This is a genomic window from Aeromonas sp. SCS5, assembly GCF_001887375.1.
Taxonomy (GTDB): domain Bacteria; phylum Pseudomonadota; class Gammaproteobacteria; order Enterobacterales; family Aeromonadaceae; genus Aeromonas; species Aeromonas jandaei.
On sequence record NZ_LFCS01000007.1, the window covers coordinates 276,809 to 296,113 of the forward strand.

A 19,305-nucleotide genomic window follows, 5' to 3' on the forward strand; every position below is an offset into this window, starting at 1 on the left:
TACCCAGCTTTTGAATCTGAGGCGATTTAAATCGGTTTTAAAGATGGTGTGTGGTGGTGTCGAAGGTGCTGTTTTTGGCCTGCGCCACCATCCACCCGCCAGCGGTGATCGTCACCACGGCGACCAGATAGACCCGATCACATTGGCAAGCTGACCCGCCATCTGTATCCTGTGATGACCGGTCATCACCGCGTCCCCCCCATCAACTTCCCCTCTCAATAGCGCGAAAAGCGTCATTACAGGCCAGCCCCCCAGCTGGCCCATTATCGATTCGTCCAAACATTTGTTCACCCAACCAACCGCCACCCGGCAGGAGGTTGTTATGTGACGGAGCGATCATGCGCAAGACATCACTAGCCCTTTGCTTTGACCTTTCCCGTCAGGAAGTCCGTGACGAGAAAGTCTGGCTGCCGTTGATCCCGGCTGGCTCGTTCGCTGGCAATGATGGCCGCAGCTGGACCAACAGCAACCCCGACGCCGTGGTCGCCGCCTTTACCCGCAAGCGCCCGTTTGACGTCGAGCATTCCACCCACCTCAAAGGCCCGAAGGGCGACAAGGCCCCGGCTATCGGCTGGATCCTTGCGCTGCAGAACATCGACGGAGAAGTGTGGGGGATGGTTGACTGGAACAGCGAAGGGCGCGAGATGCTGGAGAAGAAGGAGTACGCCTTCTATTCCCCCGCATTTCTCTATGACGAGGCCGGTACGGTGCAAAGCATTGCCAGTGTCGGCTTGACCAACGAACCCAACTTGCACCAACTCCCTGCCCTGAACCGTGAGGAAACTCAAATGCCATTGCCCGTTGAACTGACCCAGGCACTGGGTCTGGGCGCTGATGCGGATACTGCTTCCGTGCTCACCGCCATCAATACCCTCAAGGCCGATCACCAACTGGCCATGAACCGCGCCAACGCTGGCCCTGACCTGAACAAGTTTGTCCCGAAAGAGACTTACGAACTGGCCCTGAACCGCGCCACTACCGCAGAAGCCAAGGTGAAAGAGACCGAAGAGGCCAAGCTGGCCGCGCTGGTCGATGAAGCCATCACCGCTGGCAAGATCGCCCCGGCCAACAAAGAGATGTTCCTGGGCATGTGCCGCACTGAAGGTGGTGTGGAGCAGTTCAAGGCATTTGTGCAGACCGCCCCGGTGATCGCCGATGCAGACAAGCTGAAGAACAAGGCTCCTGCCGCTGTCGATGGCTTGACCGAAAACCAGCTGGCCATGTGCCGCAAGATGAAAATCGCGCCGGAGCAATATCTGGCCAGTCTCAAGAACGTTGAAGGAGCTCAATAATGGCCGTCCCTAACGAAGCGCAAATTGTCTACGACCTGTTCGTGGCAATGAATGCCTCTTATACCGCAGGCATTTCCGCAGCCAAGCCGCAATGGAACATGATTGCAACCGAGATCCCGAGCACCGGTTCTGCCAACTATTACGGTTGGATGAAAGACATCCCGGGTATCAAGGAGTGGGTCAGCGATCGCCAGCTTGTCAAACTCGGTGCGCATGGTTATGCCATCGAGAACAAGACCTGGGAATCCTCGATCACCATCGAACGCGAGAAGGTAGACGATGACCAGATCGGTATCTACGCGCCGCTTGCCCAGAAGTTTGGCGAAGACGTGGCCCTGTTCCCTGATGAGCTCACCTTCACTCTGTTGAAGGACGGCTTCTCAACTCTGTGCTGGGATGGCCAGCCCTTCTTCGATACCGATCACCCGCTCGATACCACTCCGGCCAGCACCTTCTCCAACGTGATCGGTAATCCGGCCACTGATGTGGGTGAGCCCTGGTTCGTGCTGGATACCAGCAAGGTGATCAAACCGATCATCTATCAGCTGCGCCGTCCGTTCGTGTTCAAGAATATGAACCCGACCGAAGAGTACACCTGGTTCAATAACGAGATGGCCGCCGGTACTGATGGCCGCTGCAACGTGGGCTTTGGTTTCCCGCAGACCGCTATCGGCTCCAAGGCTGCGTTGACCAAAGAGAACTACGAAAAAGCGGTCGAGATGCTGGGTACCATGAAGAAGTCCAGCGGTGTCCCGCTCGGTACTCGCCCAACCACCCTGGTTGTCGGTTACAAGAACCGCGCCGCTGCCAAGGCCCTGATCGACATGATGCTGGTCGATGGTGGCAACACCAACATCTATTACAAGGATGTTGAAGTTGTGGTCAGCCCCTACGTGGTCGCCACACCGGCGCCGTAATCGCAGGCCAATCAGCCCCGGCACTGCCGGGGCATCTTTCAACCGAGAGGATGAACCATGGCGACCAGACAAGTTGATTTGACCGATGCCGCCTGGGTGCTGATCTCTTCTGCAGCCAGAGGGACCATGCAGAACCAGAGTGGCCAAATAGTGAAGTTTCGCGCGGATGCGGCTTTGCCTGCGCCAAGCGTCACCGTCGGCCACGTTCTGGAACGTGGCGCCAGTGAGGCATGGGCATTTGAACCGGTGCAAAACCTATATGGCCGACTGGAAACAGGCAGCGGCCCCCTGATTGTCACCGAGGGCTAAGCCATGTTCGGTCGCAGCTTTCTGTTGTTGCCTGGGCCAGCAGGCCCCACACCGAGCCGCAAGAAAAGCGAGGTGCGCTGGGCAGGGTTGACGGGCGTTAGCCTGCCAGCTGATACCGACCGAGATCTGATTGCCCTGCTCAAGGGGCTGCCAGCACCGGCAGCGGGCACGCTGGCGCCGTTCTTCAACACAACCAGCGACAAGCTCAACGCCTTCAACGACAACACCAGCCTGGCGTTCAAGCTGAATCTGGTGGGCAGCTGGGCAGGTGGTTCGACCAACCGCTCGATGCAGCTCGACTTCATCGGCACCAATGGCAACCGTCTGGTGGCGAGCAGAGATGCTGCAGTGACCAGTGATGTCATTACCCTGGCGACGTTTTTCAGTATCGATGCCGGTGGCTTCATCGTGACCAACGGCACCAAGCCGGTGATCCGCTCCAACGGCGGCACCTACAACTTGACGGCCGTGCTGCTTATCGCCGAGCAGGTCACCAGTCAGACCACGATTTCAGCGGTGTAAACCGCCAGTAACGACCGTTTAAAGGAGCATTGAGATGGCCCCGAAAAAGAAAGCCACCCCGACCGGTGACGACAAAAGCCCGCAGCTGGCAGCTGCAACAGTGGGCGCGGGTACCGAGCTGGTACAAGCGCCGCCCCAACCGAAGAAAGATGGCGAAGTGTTGGTAGACCCTGACGCAGAAGCTGCCCGTCTCGAAGCTGAGCAGCAGGCCGCCGAAGAGGCGCGACTGGCCGCAGAAGCGCAAGCAGCCGAAGCTGCCCGTCTCGAAGCTGAGCAGCAGGCCGCCGAAGAGGCGCGACTGGCCGCAGAAGCGCAAGCAGCCGAAGCTGCCCGTCTCGAAGCTGAGCAGCAGGCCGCCGAAGAGGCGCGACTGGCCGCAGAAGCGCAAGCAGCCGAAGCTGCCCGTCTCGAAGCTGAGCAGCAGGCCGCCGAAGAGGCGCGACTGGCCGCAGAAGCGCAAGCAGCCGAAGCTGCCCGTCTCGAAGCTGAGCAGCAGGCAGTGGAAGAGCAACAGGCCCTTGCCAATAAGATGGTCGATGCTGGCATCGCAACGTTCAACAAAGAACAGCCTGACTGGCTGCTCGGCCAGTTCGACGTCAAGGCCAAGTCACCGGCCGGTTTCTGGCGCTGTGGCATCCAGTTCCTGCACTCCAGCGCGACCCGCGTCTTTGTGGTCACCGCGAAGGCCGATGTGCCGCACGACCACAGCTGCGAGATCCCGTGCTGCTACCTGACTCAGGAAGAGGCCAAACGCGTCTATGGCGAACAGTGGCTGACCGTGCTTATCGATAGCGAAGTGATCAAGGACTAAGCCATGCCTATCTACCGCAAGAAGCCTGTCGAAGTTGAGGCGATTCAGTGGACTGGTGAAAACCTTGCTGAGGTTTTGGCTTTCACTGGTAAGTCTCCACGTTTTGAAGAGTGGTTTAGTTCATTTGATGAGTATGCCGCTCATGTCGCATCGGATGGCAACAAGTTCAAGGTAATGACCCTTGAAGGAACCATGGTTGCAAATGTTGGTGATTGGATCATCCGAGGCGTCAAAGGTGAACACTATCCGTGCAAGCCGGATATCTTCGCTGCCACCTATGAGCAGGTAGGGGAATAGCCATGGCCATCTACGCGACGAAGCAGGATCTGGAAGACCGCGACGGCTCGATGCTCTACAACTTCGCTCTCGATCGCAGTACCGACACGCTGAACGATGTCTGGATTGATGAGGCACTGGCCACCGCCGATGACGAAATCAATGGCTACCTGAGTCGTCGCTTTGTGCTGCCGCTGCCGACCGTGCCGGATCTGCTCAAGCGCAACGCCATCGTGATCGCCTTCTACTGGCTGGCCGACCGCGACAATCAGGCCAGCGACCTGCTGCGCGAACGCTATGACCGTGCCATCGCCAAAATCAAAGAGATTGCGGCGGGCAAGATTGATTTGGGCCTGCCCACGCCGGATATGCCGCCAGAGGGCAGCGTCGGCAAGGTCGAACTGGTGCAAGAGAACGAGCGCCTGTTCACCCGCAACAGCCTGAAAGGGGTGCTGTGATGGCGATCTCGGTGCAGGTCTCTACCCGGGGCGAAGAGCTGGCGCGCTATCAGCGTCTGCTCGATACCCTGGGCCGCAACGACTACAAGGCCGAACTGCTGGAAAGCATCGGTGCCGTGGTCGAAAGCCAGACCCGCCGCCGCATCAGTGACGAGAAGACCGCGCCGGATGGTACGCCCTGGGCGCCCTGGTCAGATGCCTACGCCAAGACCCGCCACGGTGGCCAAAGCCTGCTGCAGGGTGATGGCGACCTGCTCGATAGCATCGAGTATCAGGTGCAACGCAACAGCGTGCGGGTCGGCTCGCCGCTGGCCTATGCCGGAGTGCATCAGGACGGATTCAGCGGCTCGGTGCAGGTGCCTGCCCACGTTCGCCGCATCAGTCAGGCGTTTGGCAAGGCGCTCAAGTTTCCGGTCTATCAGTCGGTCGGCAGCTTCACCCGCATGATGGAGATCCCCCAGCGCGAGTTTCTGGGCCTCTCCAGCGATAACCAGACCGAGTTGCTCGCCGTGATTGGCGACTTCTGGCAAGACGTGATGAAGGAGGCAGGCCTATGATCCGCCCTGATTTTGGCACCATCGGCAGCACCGTCAGTGCCTGCGAAGGGGTGGTGAACTACCTAAAGCCCTATCTGGAAGCCACCGGCCCCGGCGCGGATCGGCTGATTGACCGGGTGCAAACCGTGGAGCGTCACATCGGACGCTTCTCCGAGCCTGATGATGTCAAACGCTGGATGGGTAACCGCGAGGGCGGCATCCGTATCTGCGCCCAGCGGGTGGTATCGATGCGCCGTGAAGGCAGCCTGATCGGCACTATCGAGTTTGTCGCCTTCGTGTTCTGCGCTGACCAGTGGGCATATGACAAAGACCAGCGCGCCGAAGTGATTGCCGGTCGGCTGGCCAACGCTCTGATGTTGACCGGCGGATGGCGTGGCACGGATGCCTATAAGGCGCCGGAAGGCGTGCGGATGGACAACCTCTACACCACCGGCATCGACAAGCTGGGGCTGGCGATCTGGTCGGTGACATGGCGGCAAGACTGGCCGCTGGATAACCCCATCGACCCCGCCACGCTCGACGACTTCTTGCGCATGAACTGGCGCGCCGAGCAAGGCGATGGCTCACCGGTCTGCGAGGCAGATATCACCGTGCCAGGCCCAACACCTTAGGAGCAATGATGGAACTCTATCTGAAACCGGCCCCCGGGCTGGTCATCAAAAAGCCGGATGGCAGCAAGCTGGCCGCCGATGGCGAGAAGGTACCGCGCACCAGCTTCTGGCTGAAACGGCTGGCAGATGGTGATGTGAACGAAGTGAAACCGGCCGCCAAGGCCACCAAGAAACCGCAAGCGAAGGAGTGACCATGGCTCTCGGAACTATCCCCAATGACGTGCGCGTGCCGCTCGTCTATATCGAGATCGACAACTCGCAGGCCCTGAGCGGCAACATCGCCCAGGATCAGAACGTGATGCTGTTCGGTCAGATGATCGAATCGGGTACCGGTGCTGGTACCGCCGATCCGGATACCGTGGTCGAGATCCCGGTCAGCGAATCGGCCATTGATGCCCTGTTTGGTCAAGGCTCCATGATGGCGCTGGCCGCCAAGCGTTATCGCAAGGCCAACAGCTACACCCGCACCTTTGCCATCGCCAGCGCCGACTTGGCAGCAGGTGCCGCGGCAACCGGCTCGTTTATCTTCGGGGGCCCTGCCACTCAGGCCGGTACCGTCTATCTGCTGATCGCCGGTCAGTCGGTGCAGGTTGGCGTTATCGCCGCCGATACCGCCGCCAGCATCGCCACCAAGGCCGTGGCCGCCATCAACGCCAACAAGAACCTGCCGGTGACCGCTGCCGTGGATGGCACCGACACCGCCCGCGTCAACGTCACCGCCAAGTGGAAAGGGCTGACCGGCAACGATATCGACCTGCGGTACAACTACTACGCAGGCGAGCAGCTGCCGCCCGGTGTCACCATTACCTATACCGGCATGGCCAACGGTTCCGGCGCCCCCGATATGGCCGCGCTGATCGCCGCTATGCCGGACGAGTGGTACAACCACATCATGATGCCGTTCAACGACACCGCCAGCCTGAACACCCTGCGCGATGAACTGCTGACCCGCTGGGGCCCGCTCAAGATGTCTGAGGCGATCGCCTATACCGCGTTCCGTGGCACCTATGGCGAGACCATCACCTTTGGCGAAGCGCGCAACGACTTCCTGATCTCCTGCATGGGTACCAGCAAGTCACCCCATGCGCCGTGGGAGTGGGCAGCAAGCTATTGCGGTATAGCGGCATACCATCTGGCTATAGATCCAGCTCGACCTCTGCAGACGCTGGTTCTTCCAGGCATTCTTCCGCCTGTCAAGGCAGACAGATTCCCTGCACTACCAGAGCGCAACAACCTGCTCAAATCCGGCATCGCCACCTATCAGGTGCAGCCCGGTGACGTGGTGGCCATCGAGCGCGAAGTCTCGATGTATCAGAAGAACGCCTACGGCGATCCTGATCCCTCTTACCTCGACATCACCACCCCGGCCACCCTTGGCAAGATGCGTTACGACGTGCGGGTGATGGTCACCAACCGCTTCCCGCGTCACAAGTTGGTTAACGATGAAGCGTTGCCGCTGATTGACCCGGCACAGCCTGTTGTTTCACCGAAGCTGATGAAAGAGGCTTTGCTTGAGGTAGCGCTCGACTGGGTTGCTGCTGGTCTGATGGAGAACTATGACCTGTTCAAAGAGACATTGAGCGTGGTTCGTCCATCTGGTGATCGCAATCGTCTGGATGCGCTGAGCAATCCGGATATCGTCAACCAATTCCGCATCTTTGCGGAACTGATCCAGTTCAAACTCTAAGGGGGACACCATGGCAGATATTCTTGGTGAAGTGACCATTCGTGTGAATGGCAAAGAGCTGAAAACCAAGACCGGTTCTGTACTGAATCCGGGCGGTTTCACCCGTACCCAGCACACAGGTGGCGGAAAAGTTCGCGGCGTGAGCAAGCGTTACACCGCCCCCAGCATTGAGACCGTCATCGCCGCCGCTGAAGACGTCGATGTGATGGAGATCAACGCCATCGAAAACGCGGCACTGGTATGGGAAGGGGATAACGGCGTCAGCTATATGATGACCGGTGCCGCCGCAGCAGAGGTCGCTCCTCTGCGTGAGGAATCTGGCGATATTGCAGTCACCTTCTTCGGCGACAAGGTAGTGAGGATCTGACATGGCCGTTATTACCTTCGAACTGCTGCACGGTATCGAAGCGAAAGGGAGCGGCGACGAGCCGCTCCTTTATCGTGAAGTGGGCCTGCGTGAACTTACCACCGCCGATCTGATTAAAGCCCAGCTCGATGCTGAAAAAGTGGTGGTGCAAAACGGCAAGGCGGTCGCTTATACCAGCGATGTAATGTATGGACTTAATTTGCTGTGCCGTCAGGTTGCTTATATCGGTGAAATTCAAGGGCCGCTCTCTTTAAAGATGCTTGAGAAATTGCATGTCGATGATTTCAGTCTGCTGCAATTAAAGGCCACTGAATTGGATGATGCCTTGATGGAGGCGTTGGCCGAGCGGGGGCGATCTAATTCAGCTGGTTGATGGTGCAATGGGGTTAATGTTTGCCATGAGCAAATATATACCGACATCCGAGCTGGAAAATTTGCCATTGCGCCATCTGTTTATTCGCTTCGATAAATTAAAAAAGGCGCTGACTCCTAATAAATAAAGGTAAATATCATGGCCAAGCAACTTGTCACCGATATCGTTATTAACCTCGCTGGCAACTTGGCCGCCAAATCACGGCAATATGGCCAGAGCATGAGCCAGTTTGCTGCCAGCAATCAGCGCGCCATGGGCTTGTTGCGCATGTCTACCGATGCCGCATCCCGTGGCATCGACTCCCTGGGTAATCGTTACGTCGCATTGGGTACCGCCATGGTCGGCGGCGCAGCCGTTCGTGGCTATGCCCAGCTCGACCGCCGGATCTCCCGCATCGCCATTGCCGCCGACATCAGCCGCGACAAGGCCAAGGAGTTGAAGGACGAGATCAACGCCGTCAGCAACACCAAGGGCATTCGCATCGACCCCAACGAAGCGACATCCGCCGTCGAAGAGATCCTGACCAAGACCGGCGATCTGGCCTACGCCATCGAGAACCTGCCCAATATCGCCGCCGTTATCCAGGCCACCGGCGCCGGTGGCCTTGAAGTCGGTGGCATCTTCACCGAGTTCAAGAAGCTGGCCATCGACTCCAGCGAAGCGGCGATGAAAGCGATCGATACCCTCAACATGCAGGGTAAGCAGGGTGCCTTTACCCTGGCCAACATGGCCAAAGAGGGCCCCAAGATTTTCGCAGCCTATGCGGCCACCGGACGAGAAGGGGCCAGCGCTGTGACCGAGCTGGGCGCCGCGCTGCAGATCATCCGTCAAGGTGTCGGATCTGACGCCGAAGCGGTGACGGCCTTCGAATCCATCATCCGCGATATCACCCGCCCCGAGACCGTCAAGAAGCTCAAGCAGCTGGGCAATATCGACGTATTCGACCCCGAGAAGCTCAAGCAGGGCAAAGAGGTGATGCGCAGCCTGCCGGTGCTGATTGAAGAGATTGTCACCAAGTCAGGCGGCCTCTCCAGCAAGCTCTCCATGCTCAACCTGACCGATGAAGCCAAGCGGGCACTCAAGCCGGTGATCGCCGAGTACGTCCAGACAGGTGACGTCAAGGCGTTTGACGAGTTCCTCAAGCTCTCCGGCGATGGCAGCACCACCATGAACGATGCCGCCGTGGCCGCCAGCGACTTTGCCGCCAGCCTGCAGCTGGTCAGTAACAGCTGGAACCAGTTTGCCAACCAGCAGCTGGCAGCCCCCATTGCCGAGCTGGCCGATGCTATCAACAGCCTTGAACCTGATGCGGTGCAGAACTGGCTTGAGACTGGCAAGAACATCGCCCTGGTTGTCGGCGGTTTGGTGGCTGTCAAGAAAGGGATCGACGCCATCAAATGGACGAAAGGCGTGTGGGATGCGGCCAAGCCAAGCAAGGGCGGAGCAGGTGGCCTTGGCGGTGCCATGGCCGATCTTGGCGCGACCCCTGTCTATGTGGTCAATATGCCGGGTGGTGGCATGGGGGGGATGGGCGGTGGTGCTGATCTCCCGGGTGGTTCAGGCAATGGTGGACCAAACCCATCATCAACAACACCTCCTAAAAAAAACCGCTTTGGCATGACTGGATTGGCAGAATTGGCCACCATCACGTATGCAACAACGTTGGCTCCTGAATTCAGCCCTATTTCTTTTTCCAGAGCTCAGGAACGGGCAGCAGATGCAGAAAAAAATACAGGTCTGTTTGATATTTCAGCGCCAGAAGGATTGGCCGCTCCCGGTTTGCTCGATGTGTTTGACGAAATGAAGGCATTTTTTACCCGTGATATTCAGCCGATGGCGCGCCCTGACAATCTGGCTGCATCCCTCGATATCAAGGTCAGCGATGACCGCATCACCGTTCGCGCCCGAGATGCGGCTCCCGGGCTGCAGGTGCGCGTGGATAACGGCCCTTCATTGATGCCTTAAGGATGGTTTGAATGAGCTTTGAAGAGCGTTTGACCGCCTCGATTAGGGGTGTTGAATTCCTGCTGAATACCGTGGAAGGCAAAGGCGGTCGCCGTGCCATCCCCCGCGAATACCCCAAGCGCGAAAGCAGCTGGACGGAAGACAATGGCGCCGCGATCACCAATGAGCAGATCACCGGCAAGCTGGTTGGCAAAGACTATCTATCCCAGCTGCGCGCCCTGCTCGATGCCCTGAACCAGCCAGGTACCGGCGAGATGATCCACCCGTGGTGGGGCGTGCGCACCGTGCAGGTCGGCGACGTCAGCCACCGGCTGGATAACGAAGAGGATGGCGTTGCCTATGTGACCTTCACGGTCTGGGAAGCGGGCAAGAACCTGTTCCCCTCTGCTGCCATCGATACCGCCGCCACCCTGGGCAATGCTGCCGCCTTGGCGCAGGGCGCCAGTGAGCAATCATTCCTCGATTCATTCGTCACCGGCATCGATAACATGGGCGTGATGGTCGATACTTTCCTCGACGATCTGGACGAGTTGACCCGTGGCCTGCCATCCCTGCCTGATCAGTTTCGCGAGTGGACAGATCGCCTGATGCGCACCAAGGATAGCGTCGGCGCGTTGCTGGCCTACCCGGGCGAACTTGCCCGCGAGGTGACCGGCATCGTGGAGGATGTCAAAGGCGTGGTGACTGATCCCATCCGGGCGCTCTCTGTTTATGACCAGGTAAGCCGCCGTTGGGAAGGGATGCGCGCCGAGCTGGCCATCACTGGCGGCCTGCCGACCAGCATCAACAGCGATGTGGCAACTGGTGTTGCATCTTCGGTACCGACCATCGACACCCCCACCGAGCTGAATACCGCGCTCGATAACGGCAAGGCCTTCACTGCGCTGATTGACCGCGCCACCTCTACGGCGGCTGCCATTGCCATTGCCAGTGCTGATCTCGGTACCAACCGCGACTTTACCCCAGACCAGAGCGGTCAGGTGACCATCGGACAGTCGCTGACCGGTGATCAGGTCAACAACCAGATCAGCCGTCCGGTCACCATGGATGGCGTCGTGGGGGCAGATCGCAATCTGCTGCTCACTGCTGACGATCTTGAGCAGCTGGCCAACTACTGGGCCAACCGGTTGGCCGAGCTGGCCATGGACGCGGTAGAGGTCGAGCAGAGCGATGTTTGGCGTGCCCTGCGCGATCTGCGCCTTGCCCTGCTTAACGACAGCCGCGAACGGGGCGCCAAGCTGCCGCGCCGCCGTCAGATCACCCTGACCACCACCACCCCTTCTGCCCTGCTGGCGTGGCAGCAGTATGGCAATGCCGAATACCGCGATCGGCTGGTGATGGGCAACAAGCTTCGCGATCCGGCGTTCATCACCCCGAGCACCACTATTCAGGTGATTGACGAGGTGACCAATGGCTGAACCAATCACCCTGCGCGTCGATGGTCAGCTCTATAGCGGCTGGCAGAAAGTGCGCGTTACCCGCAGCCTGCGCGATATCGCCGGTGATTTCGAGCTGACCCTGACCCGTAAATGGGATGACGCCAAAGCGATGGCCATCCGCGAAGGCAGCGCCTGCACCGTGCATATCGGCAACGATCTGGTGTTGACCGGATACGTTGACGACTTCACCCCCAGCTATGATGCCAAGGAAGTGAGCTGGGTGGTCAGCGGCCGCAGCAAGACCAGCGATCTGGTGGACTGCTCGGCCATCTACAAGAGCGGCCAATGGCAGAACGTCACCCTCGACAAGGTGGCCCGTGATATCAGCAAGCCTTTCAATATCGAGGTAGTGGTCGAGTGCGATCTGGGTGCGGCCTTCCCCCGCGTTGCCATCGAGCAGGGCGAGACCTGTTTCGAGCTGCTCGATCGCTTGGCCAAGCAGCGTGCCGTGCTGCTCACCACCAACGAGAAAGGCCAACTGGTGCTGACGCAGGCAAGCGAGCAGGAGATGGGCGCCAGCCTTATTTTGGGCAAGAACATTCTGGCGGCCCGTGGCAACTTCAGCATGCGCGATCGGGCATCAGAATGGATCGTCAAGGGCAGCAGCTACGGCGGCGGCGCAACGTGGGATAACACCCCGACCACTACCATCGGCGGCCAGAAGGCGACCATCAGCGATCCGGATGTGCCGCGCTATCGCCCCCGCATCATCATTGCCGAAGATGTCACCACTGTGGCCGGTGCCAGCAAGCGCGGCCAGTGGCAAAAACAGCGCAGCATCGGCGAAGGAACCCAGACCGAGATCACCGTTGCTGGCTGGCGCACTCAGGGGATGGAAGGCGACAGCGGCCCGCTCTGGCGCATTAACCGGATGTGCCCGGTGAAGGACGAGATCCAGGGGTTGGATGTGAACTGGCTGATCGTCTCGGTGACCCTGATGGAAGATGACCAGGCAGGCCGCGAGGCCATCATCAACCTGACCCCCCGCGAGGCGATGCTGATCCCAGCAGAAGTAACCAAGAAGCAGACCAAAGAGGTGACCACATGGTAAGTGTTCGTGATGTGCAGAAGCTGCTGGCCCCGCTGCAGCGCCGCCTGCGCCTGATTGCCGATCGCGCCATCGTTACCCTGGTCAATGACGCCCTGCAGCGCCAGAACCTGCAACTCAAGGTGCTGGCAGACGAAGGCGCTGATGATGTCGAGCGCTTTCAGAACTACGGCCACACCAGCGTGCCGCCAGAGGGGTCTGAAGCCATCGTGCTTGGGCTCGGTGGTGCCCGTGCCGGACTGGTGGCCATCGCCGTCGAGCACAAGGGATTTCGCCCGAAAGACTTGGAGGCTGGTGATAGTTGCCTATACCATCTGGATGGTCACAACCTCACCCTTGGTAAAGAAGGCTTGGCAGCGCTCAGCGCGAAAAGCGTCATTATCACAGCCGAAGAGAAAACCACCACCATATCCCCTGATAACGAGTTTCAGGGCGCCATGCACGTCACGTTGAACATCATTGTTGATGGCGATGTGATCATCAACGGCAAGTCGTTTCTGGAGCATAAACACGATTTACCAGGTGGGGGGCAAACATCGCCCCCAGTGTGAGGGGCGATGACCACAGCCATCATTTGGAACAACGAAACCGGCCGGGGCGATATCGAAATCACCCCGGCCGGTTTGCGTCAGGATGATGGCCTCGAAACGCTGGTGCTGCAGGTGCTGTTCACCGATGCCCGTGCCGATGACTCCGATGTGCTGCCAGACGGCACCGGCGATAAGCGCGGATGGATTGGCGACACCTTTGCCGACCAGCCTTGGGGCAGCAAGCTCTGGCTGCTCGACCGCGAAAAGCTCACCACAGACGTGCGCAACAAGGCTGTGACCTACGCACAAACCGCCCTTGATGCCCATTTAAAGCCTGATTACGCCAGCAATATCGTGGTGACCGGCGCCATTCCCCAGTTTCAGATGCTGCAGCTCACCATCGCCATCACCCGCCCTGACAGAACCACCACCACCATGACCATCAACAAGCGGTGGGAGGCGCAAGCCAATGCCGTATAACGTCCCCACCCTGCGCCAGATCATCGCCAGCGGCCTGCTCGATATCGAGTCAAGCCTTGGCACCGTGCTGCCCAAGTTCGGCATCGAGCAGGCGCTCAATGCCGCCGTTTCCGCTGGCCAGCGCGACCTTTACGATCATCAGATGTGGATCGTCCGTCAGATCATCCCGACCAGCGAATCGGATGACCAGACCATCATCGAAGTCGCCCAGTTTGAAGGGGTGATCCGCAAGCAGGCCACCTATGCCGCTGGCCCTGCCACGCTGCAGGGTACTGTGCCAGCACCTGTCGGTACCGTGCTGCAGCACAGCGACGGCCGTCAATACACCGTCACCAGCAGCGCCAGCCCGAGTGGTGGCGTTGTTGCTGTGCAGGTTCAGGCTACAGAGGCTGGCGCAGCAGGAAACCTTGCCGCAGGCCAACCGCTGGCACTGGTCACACCCGTTCCCGGGCTGCAATCCAACGGCGTCAGCGAAGACATCAGCGGCGGCGCCGATATCGAGCCCATCAACCAGCTGCTGGAGCGCCTGCTGTTCCGCAAGCGCAACCCGCCACTTGGCGGCGCTGTGCATGATTACGTGGCATGGATGCGTGAGGTGGCTGGTGTTACCCGCGCATGGTGCTTTGATGCGTGGCATGGTGGCAGCACGGTCGGAATTGCGTGGGTTTATGATGACCGGATCGATATCCTGCCCACCGTGACCGACAAAGAGAACATGCAGCAATGGCTGTTCCGTCATCCTGATCCGGCGACGGGTGTGCTGGTTGGTCGCCCTGGTGGTATCGAGGCTGTTGATATCGGCCTGACGTTGAAAGCCACGCCGCTCACTATCACCCCGACCCCTGACAGTGCCGATATTCGCGCTGCCATCGTCGCCAACCTGAATGGCTATCAAAGCACGCTAGAACCAGGTCAAACCATGCTTTTGTCTCGCATTCGCACCGCCATTGGTTCAGCGGTTGGAGTTGAAAACTACACCTTGAATTTATCTGCAGATGTGCCGGCAGCAAGTAACCAGCTCAATGTCATAGGAGCCATCACATGGCCCACGCTGTAGAACAGTGGCATGAGGTATTGCTGCAGCAGATGCCGCGTGGCCGTGCTTGGCCACACGATCCTGAGTCGAACACGTCAAAGTACGCTCTAGGCTTTGCCAAGCGCCTGGTCGATTGCGAGGTAAGCGCAGACCATCTTTACCTTGAAATGCGGCCAGAAACCACCGTGGCGCTGCTGCAGGATTGGGAAGAGTATCTTGGCTTGCCTGAGTGCGCGGTGCCGAATCAGAACTTTGAGAGCCGCCGCAATGCAGTGATCGAGAAATACCACCGCAAAGGCGGCCTGCAAACATGGCAGATAGAAGCGTTGGCGCTGGCCCTTGGCTTTACCGTCGAGGTGCGCGAGCACTTCCCCCACCACGTTCTGCGTCCGGTTACGTACCCTATTTGGCCTGACCGCTGGCGCCACACTCTTGAGGTTGTGGTATTCGGTCTTCCTGATGGCCGTTTCCGTGTTACCGACACCGTGATCACCCCACTTAAAACCCAGACAGCCTTGCTGCTGGAATGTACTTTGTCCCGCTACAAGCTGGGCGGATTTACGTACGAATTTGTCTATGAGGTCTGACTATGTACTGGATTGATAACTCCACTGGCGTCTCTGTTCCTCCGGCAATTCCTCCGGTTGTATCTCCTACTAAGCTTAATTTTACTGATGGCGGTGACGGTGAACAGCCAAGCATTCCTGGTGCTGAATGGTTTAATATGGTCACCGATGAATTGCTCAATATTCTGCTGAGAGCCGGACTGTCACCAATAAAATCCAGTCACACTCAACTTGCAGATGCTATTCAACTTATCTCATTTTTTGCATACCCGGTAGGGTGCCCTATCCCATGGCCTGCTTCAGCACCTCCTGCCGGTTTTTTATTGATGAATGGGCAGTCATTTAATACTTCTACCTATCCAATTTTGGCTAGTAGATATCCATCTGGTGTTCTTCCTGATCTCCGCGGTGAGTTCATTCGTGGTGCTGATCTCGGCCGTGGCGTTGACCCTTCAAGAGATGTGCTATCTAACCAATCAGACGAGATTAAATCTCACACACACTCAACCACTGTTACTACTACTGAAGAGACAGTAACTTTCGGTCCAACGTCTGTAGCTGGTTATGTTCCGGGTTCTTCAGTTGGAGCATTTGGAGGCAGTGAGACTAGACCAAGAAACGTTGCATTTAACTATATCGTGAGGGCTGCGTAATGAGCGAACCGAAGGTTTTGTGGGGTGATGATGGGTTTGCATCCCAAGATGGATGGTGTGATGCGTTTTGCGCTCTTCCATCTACAGGTGAGTATTCAGGTAAATTTGAAGTTTGGGTGTCTCGTGGCACTGGTTTGCCTGCTGGGGCTTACCTTACTCAACCTCCTGAACCTGTTTCTGGCAAAGCAATTGTCATGAAAAATGGCGCATGGTCTTTGGTTGATGACTATCGCAATCAGATTGCCTACAACAAGACAAACCGGCAGTCTGTGGTTATCTCCGACCTTGGACCTCTGCCATCAGACCTGACATTCATTCCACCATCCTCCCGCTTCGATGTCTGGGATGAGGTTGTTGGCAGTTGGGTGAAGGATTCTGATGCTGAGCGATTGTGGCTAACTACTCAGGCCCAAAAACAACGCGCATCACTTCTTAGTGAAGCCAGTATCGAGATCGCCTCTCTACTCGATGCTCTCGATCCTGATGTGATTTCCAATCCTGATGATCAGGTGCAGGCTAAGCTGTTGCTCTGGAAACAATACCGAGCTGCTCTGGCAGTTATTGACTGCACCACTCACCCTGTTCAGTGGCCTTCAAAGCCTGTTTGAAGACAGTTCAATCTAACTATGCACAAGGGGCCAACAGGCCCCTTTGTTATCTCTTACCATTCGAATTCCTAGTGAATTGATCACTGGCGGCTGTGATCAATTCACTAGCATCCAGTGATCAATCTACCCGCGCGGCTACACCCCGATTGGGGGCGGTTGGCGCGGCATGGGCAAGTTGTTCCCGCAGCTCGGCACCGGGTTCGAAGTAAGCGGACTGTGGCAAGTCGTTGACCTGCACCGCCATGGCGGTCAGACGATCGGCCAGCTGCTGGCGATAGGCGAGGGCCTGATTGGCGTAGGCCACGATGCGATTCGAGTCGAAGTTGACGTTGGTGAGGGTGGCGAAGAAGGCCTTGGGCACGAAGGCATCGATCTCGCGGTCGATGACGCCCTGCTCGCGGGCAGCCAGCGCCCAGGCGCTGAGCCCCTGCAAGGTATAAATCAGCACATCCTGCAGATCCGAGGTTTCCGCCGTCTTGCCGCACATACCTTGTGCATAGGCGCAGCCGTTGCCTGCCGGGGTACGAATTGTCTGTTCACATTGCACACAAAACATCATGTCTCTCCTAATTGGACATTTCAGTTGTTTGTTTTGTGGCGATTCTATTCCTACGGCTCTGAACTTAATAGGCATTCAATTTGCCAATTCAATTTTCATTGATGCAGATCAAAAACAAAAAAGCCGCCCAGACAGGGCGGCAAGCGGGTGGATAAAAGGAGAGACAACTCAGGTTTGCAACAAAGCTCACTTCAACAATGGGTCAGGCCAGGTAGGCGCGCAGCATCCAGACCAGTTTCTCCTGCTGCTGCACGTAGTCGGAGAGGATGGAGGCCGTGCCCTCATCACCTGCATCGGCGGCTTGAGCCAGAATGCGGCGCTGAGCCACCAGCAGTTCACGGAAGCTCCCCAGCAGGGATTCGACACAGGCACGACCGTCGTGCAGCCCTTTCTGTTCGGGAATAGCGGAGACCTTGATGTAGTCGCTGAAGCTGTGCAGTGGCACGCTATCCAGGGTCAGGATGCGTTCTGCCAGGGCATCGACTTTCAGCAGCAGGTCGTTGTAAATCTCCTCGAACTTCAGGTGCAGCTCGAAGAACTGGTTGCCACGGATATTCCAGTGGAAGCCGCGGACGTTCATGTAGAGGATCTGGTAGCTGGCCAGCAACTTGTTCAGCTCGGCAGCCAGAGCTTGTGATTGAGCGGTATCAAGACCAATCGGGCTTTTCATCATTCACCTCCAGATAAGGAAATCGGGTTTGACAATCTGTCTTGGAACGAATTCAGATTAACCCCTTGTTATTTGAAGGGATAATCGCTCGTACCTAACAGTTTGATAGCGAGTGGCTATCAAAGCGGGGAGGGAAGTGGTGAAAGGGTGGGCTAGTTTGGGTACTTCTCGAGCAGAGCCATCAGGATGGCCTGACACTCGCTATCCGGCTCGCTATCGACGTTGCCAGCGCGAAAGTGGAGCTGGAAGGCACGCATGACGGCGCGACTCTGCTCGTCCCACTGGCCGCTCTGGGGGAGGCCGTAGCCGTAGCGAGCCAGCTGCTGCTGCCACATGGTGGCACTCCATTCGGGCAGAGGGTTGGCAAGCAGCTCTGCCACCCGGCTTTCATCTGGCCAGGCGCCGACGCCGTACTCCAGATAGAGCTGACGCCAGGGGAAGTGGGGGCCGGGATCCTGCTTGCGCTCGGGGGCGACATCGCTGTGGCCCAGCACCTGGGTCGGCGGGATCCGGTAACGGGCGACCAGCTCCCGACTGAGGGCGCCGACGGCGGCAATCTGCTGCGGGGTATAGGGTTGCCAGCGGCGGGCATCGGGGGCCAGCAGCTCATCTTCCGGCGGATAGCCGAGGTTGACGATCTCGATGCCAAGGGAGCTGGCATTGAGCCCGGCATATTGGTGCCAGCGGCTGCGCCCGGCATGCCAGGCACGCTGGCTATCCGGCACCAGCTGATAGACGGGGAGCGGTGTCTCGCGGCTGTCACGGGGGATCAGGTAGTGGGCGCTCACCTTGTGCTCCGGCTCGGTCAGCAGACGCAGGGAGTGGGCGTCATCCTCGTCGGTGTAGTGAAGGATAAGAAATGCGATCCGCTCGTTCTGGTTGGCGCTCTGATAGCGAGTGGAGAGCTGGTAGCTCTGCTGGTTGCAGCCTTGCAGCAAAGGGCCAAGCAGCGTGCCGAGAAGCAGCGATGCGGCGATGCGCCATCCCCTGACTGCTCGACGTTTGGGCAGTGTGATGGAGAGGCGCTTCGTCATGGCTGCTGGCCTGCCGGTTGAGCGGTGCAGTTAGCTGCGGTATTTGGCGGTGAGGCCGAGCAGGAAGTTGCGCAGGATCTGATCCCCGCAATCCTGATAGTGCTTGTGATCCTTGGAGCGGAACAGGGCGCTCAGCTCGGATTTGGAGAGGTTGAAGTTGGCGAGCTTGAGCGTGCCGAGCATATCCTCTTCTTTGAAGTTGAGGGCGATGCGCAGCTTGCGCAGGATCAGGTTGTTGTTGATCCGGTTTGGCACCACCTGGGGCGGCGCATCTTCCCGCACACCGCGACGGGTGACGATGAGACCGTCGAGGAACTGGCTCAGGGCAGAGTCGGGGCAGGCGGCATAGCCCGCTTCCTGCACTTCTCCCTCTTCGGCCTCTTTCATCAGCCAGCCGTGCAGTTGGGCATGGTCGATGGCCAGATTGCCCTTGGCAAACATCTCGACCATCTCGTCGTTGCTGATGGTGAGGGCGTAGCGCAGGCGGCGCAGAATATCGTTGTTGGTCATGCTGACTCCTGTTTAAACGGCGCAACT

The 19,305-nt window shown here is 58.3% G+C and carries 25 protein-coding genes and 1 pseudogene; 22 read left to right on the top strand and 4 right to left on the bottom strand.

Annotation, left to right across the window (positions count from 1 at the left end; translation table 11 throughout):
- Positions 1 to 338 precede the first annotated feature (338 nt).
- The 22 genes from BS300_RS11295 (at position 339) to BS300_RS11400 (ending at position 16,505) form a co-directional block, all read left to right on the top strand.
- Entirely contained in the window at positions 339 to 1,292 is a 954-nt protein-coding gene (locus tag BS300_RS11295; RefSeq protein ID WP_071912801.1) for a phage protease, read from the top strand.
- The gene (locus BS300_RS11300) at positions 1,292 to 2,209 is read left to right on the top strand and encodes a Mu-like prophage major head subunit gpT family protein (RefSeq protein WP_071912804.1); all 918 of its coding nucleotides are present in this window, start codon (positions 1,292 to 1,294) and stop codon (positions 2,207 to 2,209) included. Before BS300_RS11295 ends, BS300_RS11300 begins: the two co-directional genes overlap by 1 nt.
- Before the next feature lie 57 nt (positions 2,210 to 2,266).
- A complete protein-coding gene (locus BS300_RS11305) occupies positions 2,267 to 2,518 on the top strand; it encodes a hypothetical protein (RefSeq protein ID WP_071912806.1) in 252 nt (83 codons plus the stop codon).
- Between the two features lie 3 nt (positions 2,519 to 2,521).
- On the top strand, positions 2,522 to 3,040 hold the full coding sequence (locus BS300_RS11310; protein WP_071912808.1) for a tail needle knob protein: 519 nt from the start codon (positions 2,522 to 2,524) through the stop codon (positions 3,038 to 3,040).
- Between the two features lie 34 nt (positions 3,041 to 3,074).
- Positions 3,075 to 3,851: a hypothetical protein gene (locus BS300_RS11315; protein WP_192849744.1), complete on the top strand. Its 777-nt coding sequence runs from the start codon at positions 3,075 to 3,077 to the stop codon at positions 3,849 to 3,851.
- Positions 3,852 to 3,854: 3 nt separating this feature from the next.
- Entirely contained in the window at positions 3,855 to 4,148 is a 294-nt protein-coding gene (locus BS300_RS11320) for a hypothetical protein (protein ID WP_071912809.1), read from the top strand.
- A gap of 2 nt (positions 4,149 to 4,150) precedes the next feature.
- Positions 4,151 to 4,585, top strand: a complete 435-nt coding sequence (locus tag BS300_RS11325) for a DUF1320 domain-containing protein (protein WP_071912811.1) — start codon at positions 4,151 to 4,153, stop codon at positions 4,583 to 4,585.
- Positions 4,585 to 5,142, top strand: coding sequence for a phage virion morphogenesis protein (locus BS300_RS11330; protein ID WP_071912813.1), 558 nt, complete (start codon positions 4,585 to 4,587; stop codon positions 5,140 to 5,142). The genes BS300_RS11325 and BS300_RS11330 overlap by 1 nt, the downstream gene beginning before the upstream one ends.
- Positions 5,139 to 5,753: a hypothetical protein gene (locus tag BS300_RS11335; RefSeq protein WP_071912815.1), complete on the top strand. Its 615-nt coding sequence runs from the start codon at positions 5,139 to 5,141 to the stop codon at positions 5,751 to 5,753. Before BS300_RS11330 ends, BS300_RS11335 begins: the two co-directional genes overlap by 4 nt.
- A gap of 8 nt (positions 5,754 to 5,761) precedes the next feature.
- Positions 5,762 to 5,944 carry a DUF2635 domain-containing protein gene (locus BS300_RS11340; RefSeq protein WP_071912817.1) on the top strand — a complete coding sequence of 61 codons (183 nt, stop codon included), beginning with the start codon at positions 5,762 to 5,764 and terminating at the stop codon, positions 5,942 to 5,944.
- 2 nt (positions 5,945 to 5,946) lie between these two features.
- Complete coding sequence (locus tag BS300_RS11345; RefSeq protein WP_071912818.1) at positions 5,947 to 7,440, top strand: phage tail sheath subtilisin-like domain-containing protein; 1,494 nt, start codon at positions 5,947 to 5,949, stop codon at positions 7,438 to 7,440.
- 10 nt (positions 7,441 to 7,450) lie between these two features.
- Positions 7,451 to 7,807 (top strand): phage tail tube protein, encoded by a 357-nt coding sequence (locus BS300_RS11350; protein WP_071912820.1) that lies wholly within the window; start codon positions 7,451 to 7,453, stop codon positions 7,805 to 7,807.
- A 1-nt stretch (position 7,808) separates the two neighbouring features.
- The gene (locus tag BS300_RS11355; protein ID WP_071912823.1) at positions 7,809 to 8,180 is read left to right on the top strand and encodes a phage tail assembly protein; all 372 of its coding nucleotides are present in this window, start codon (positions 7,809 to 7,811) and stop codon (positions 8,178 to 8,180) included.
- A gap of 138 nt (positions 8,181 to 8,318) precedes the next feature.
- Complete coding sequence (locus BS300_RS11360; RefSeq protein ID WP_071912824.1) at positions 8,319 to 10,145, top strand: hypothetical protein; 1,827 nt, start codon at positions 8,319 to 8,321, stop codon at positions 10,143 to 10,145.
- An 11-nt stretch (positions 10,146 to 10,156) separates the two neighbouring features.
- Positions 10,157 to 11,563: a DNA circularization N-terminal domain-containing protein gene (locus BS300_RS11365; protein WP_071912826.1), complete on the top strand. Its 1,407-nt coding sequence runs from the start codon at positions 10,157 to 10,159 to the stop codon at positions 11,561 to 11,563.
- Positions 11,556 to 12,635, top strand: a complete 1,080-nt coding sequence (locus tag BS300_RS11370) for a phage baseplate assembly protein (protein ID WP_071912828.1) — start codon at positions 11,556 to 11,558, stop codon at positions 12,633 to 12,635. Before BS300_RS11365 ends, BS300_RS11370 begins: the two co-directional genes overlap by 8 nt.
- On the top strand, positions 12,629 to 13,183 hold the full coding sequence (locus BS300_RS11375; RefSeq protein WP_071912830.1) for a phage baseplate assembly protein V: 555 nt from the start codon (positions 12,629 to 12,631) through the stop codon (positions 13,181 to 13,183). The genes BS300_RS11370 and BS300_RS11375 overlap by 7 nt, the downstream gene beginning before the upstream one ends.
- A 6-nt stretch (positions 13,184 to 13,189) precedes the next feature.
- Positions 13,190 to 13,642, top strand: coding sequence for a phage GP46 family protein (locus tag BS300_RS11380; protein ID WP_071912832.1), 453 nt, complete (start codon positions 13,190 to 13,192; stop codon positions 13,640 to 13,642).
- Complete coding sequence (locus tag BS300_RS11385) at positions 13,632 to 14,699, top strand: baseplate J/gp47 family protein (RefSeq protein WP_071912835.1); 1,068 nt, start codon at positions 13,632 to 13,634, stop codon at positions 14,697 to 14,699. Before BS300_RS11380 ends, BS300_RS11385 begins: the two co-directional genes overlap by 11 nt.
- Complete coding sequence (locus BS300_RS11390; RefSeq protein WP_071912838.1) at positions 14,684 to 15,265, top strand: putative phage tail protein; 582 nt, start codon at positions 14,684 to 14,686, stop codon at positions 15,263 to 15,265. The genes BS300_RS11385 and BS300_RS11390 overlap by 16 nt, the downstream gene beginning before the upstream one ends.
- A 2-nt stretch (positions 15,266 to 15,267) precedes the next feature.
- Positions 15,268 to 15,897, top strand: a complete 630-nt coding sequence (locus BS300_RS11395) for a phage tail protein (protein WP_071912839.1) — start codon at positions 15,268 to 15,270, stop codon at positions 15,895 to 15,897.
- Positions 15,897 to 16,505, top strand: a complete 609-nt coding sequence (locus BS300_RS11400) for a tail fiber assembly protein (RefSeq protein ID WP_071912841.1) — start codon at positions 15,897 to 15,899, stop codon at positions 16,503 to 16,505. The genes BS300_RS11395 and BS300_RS11400 overlap by 1 nt, the downstream gene beginning before the upstream one ends.
- A gap of 139 nt (positions 16,506 to 16,644) precedes the next feature.
- Here the strand turns inward: BS300_RS11400 and BS300_RS11405 are convergent.
- The 4 genes and pseudogenes from BS300_RS11405 to BS300_RS11420 all read right to left on the bottom strand — a co-directional run.
- Positions 16,645 to 17,061, bottom strand: a pseudogene (locus BS300_RS11405) (hydroxylamine reductase); the annotation flags it as partial.
- A gap of 205 nt (positions 17,062 to 17,266) precedes the next feature.
- Positions 17,267 to 17,734, bottom strand: a complete 468-nt coding sequence (locus BS300_RS11410) for a Dps family protein (protein ID WP_033113084.1) — start codon at positions 17,732 to 17,734, stop codon at positions 17,267 to 17,269.
- 152 nt (positions 17,735 to 17,886) lie between these two features.
- On the bottom strand, positions 17,887 to 18,768 hold the full coding sequence (locus BS300_RS11415) for an N-acetylmuramoyl-L-alanine amidase (RefSeq protein ID WP_071912843.1): 882 nt from the start codon (positions 18,766 to 18,768) through the stop codon (positions 17,887 to 17,889).
- Positions 18,769 to 18,798: 30 nt separating this feature from the next.
- Positions 18,799 to 19,278, bottom strand: coding sequence for a DUF1456 family protein (locus tag BS300_RS11420; RefSeq protein ID WP_071912845.1), 480 nt, complete (start codon positions 19,276 to 19,278; stop codon positions 18,799 to 18,801).
- Positions 19,279 to 19,305 lie beyond the last annotated feature (27 nt).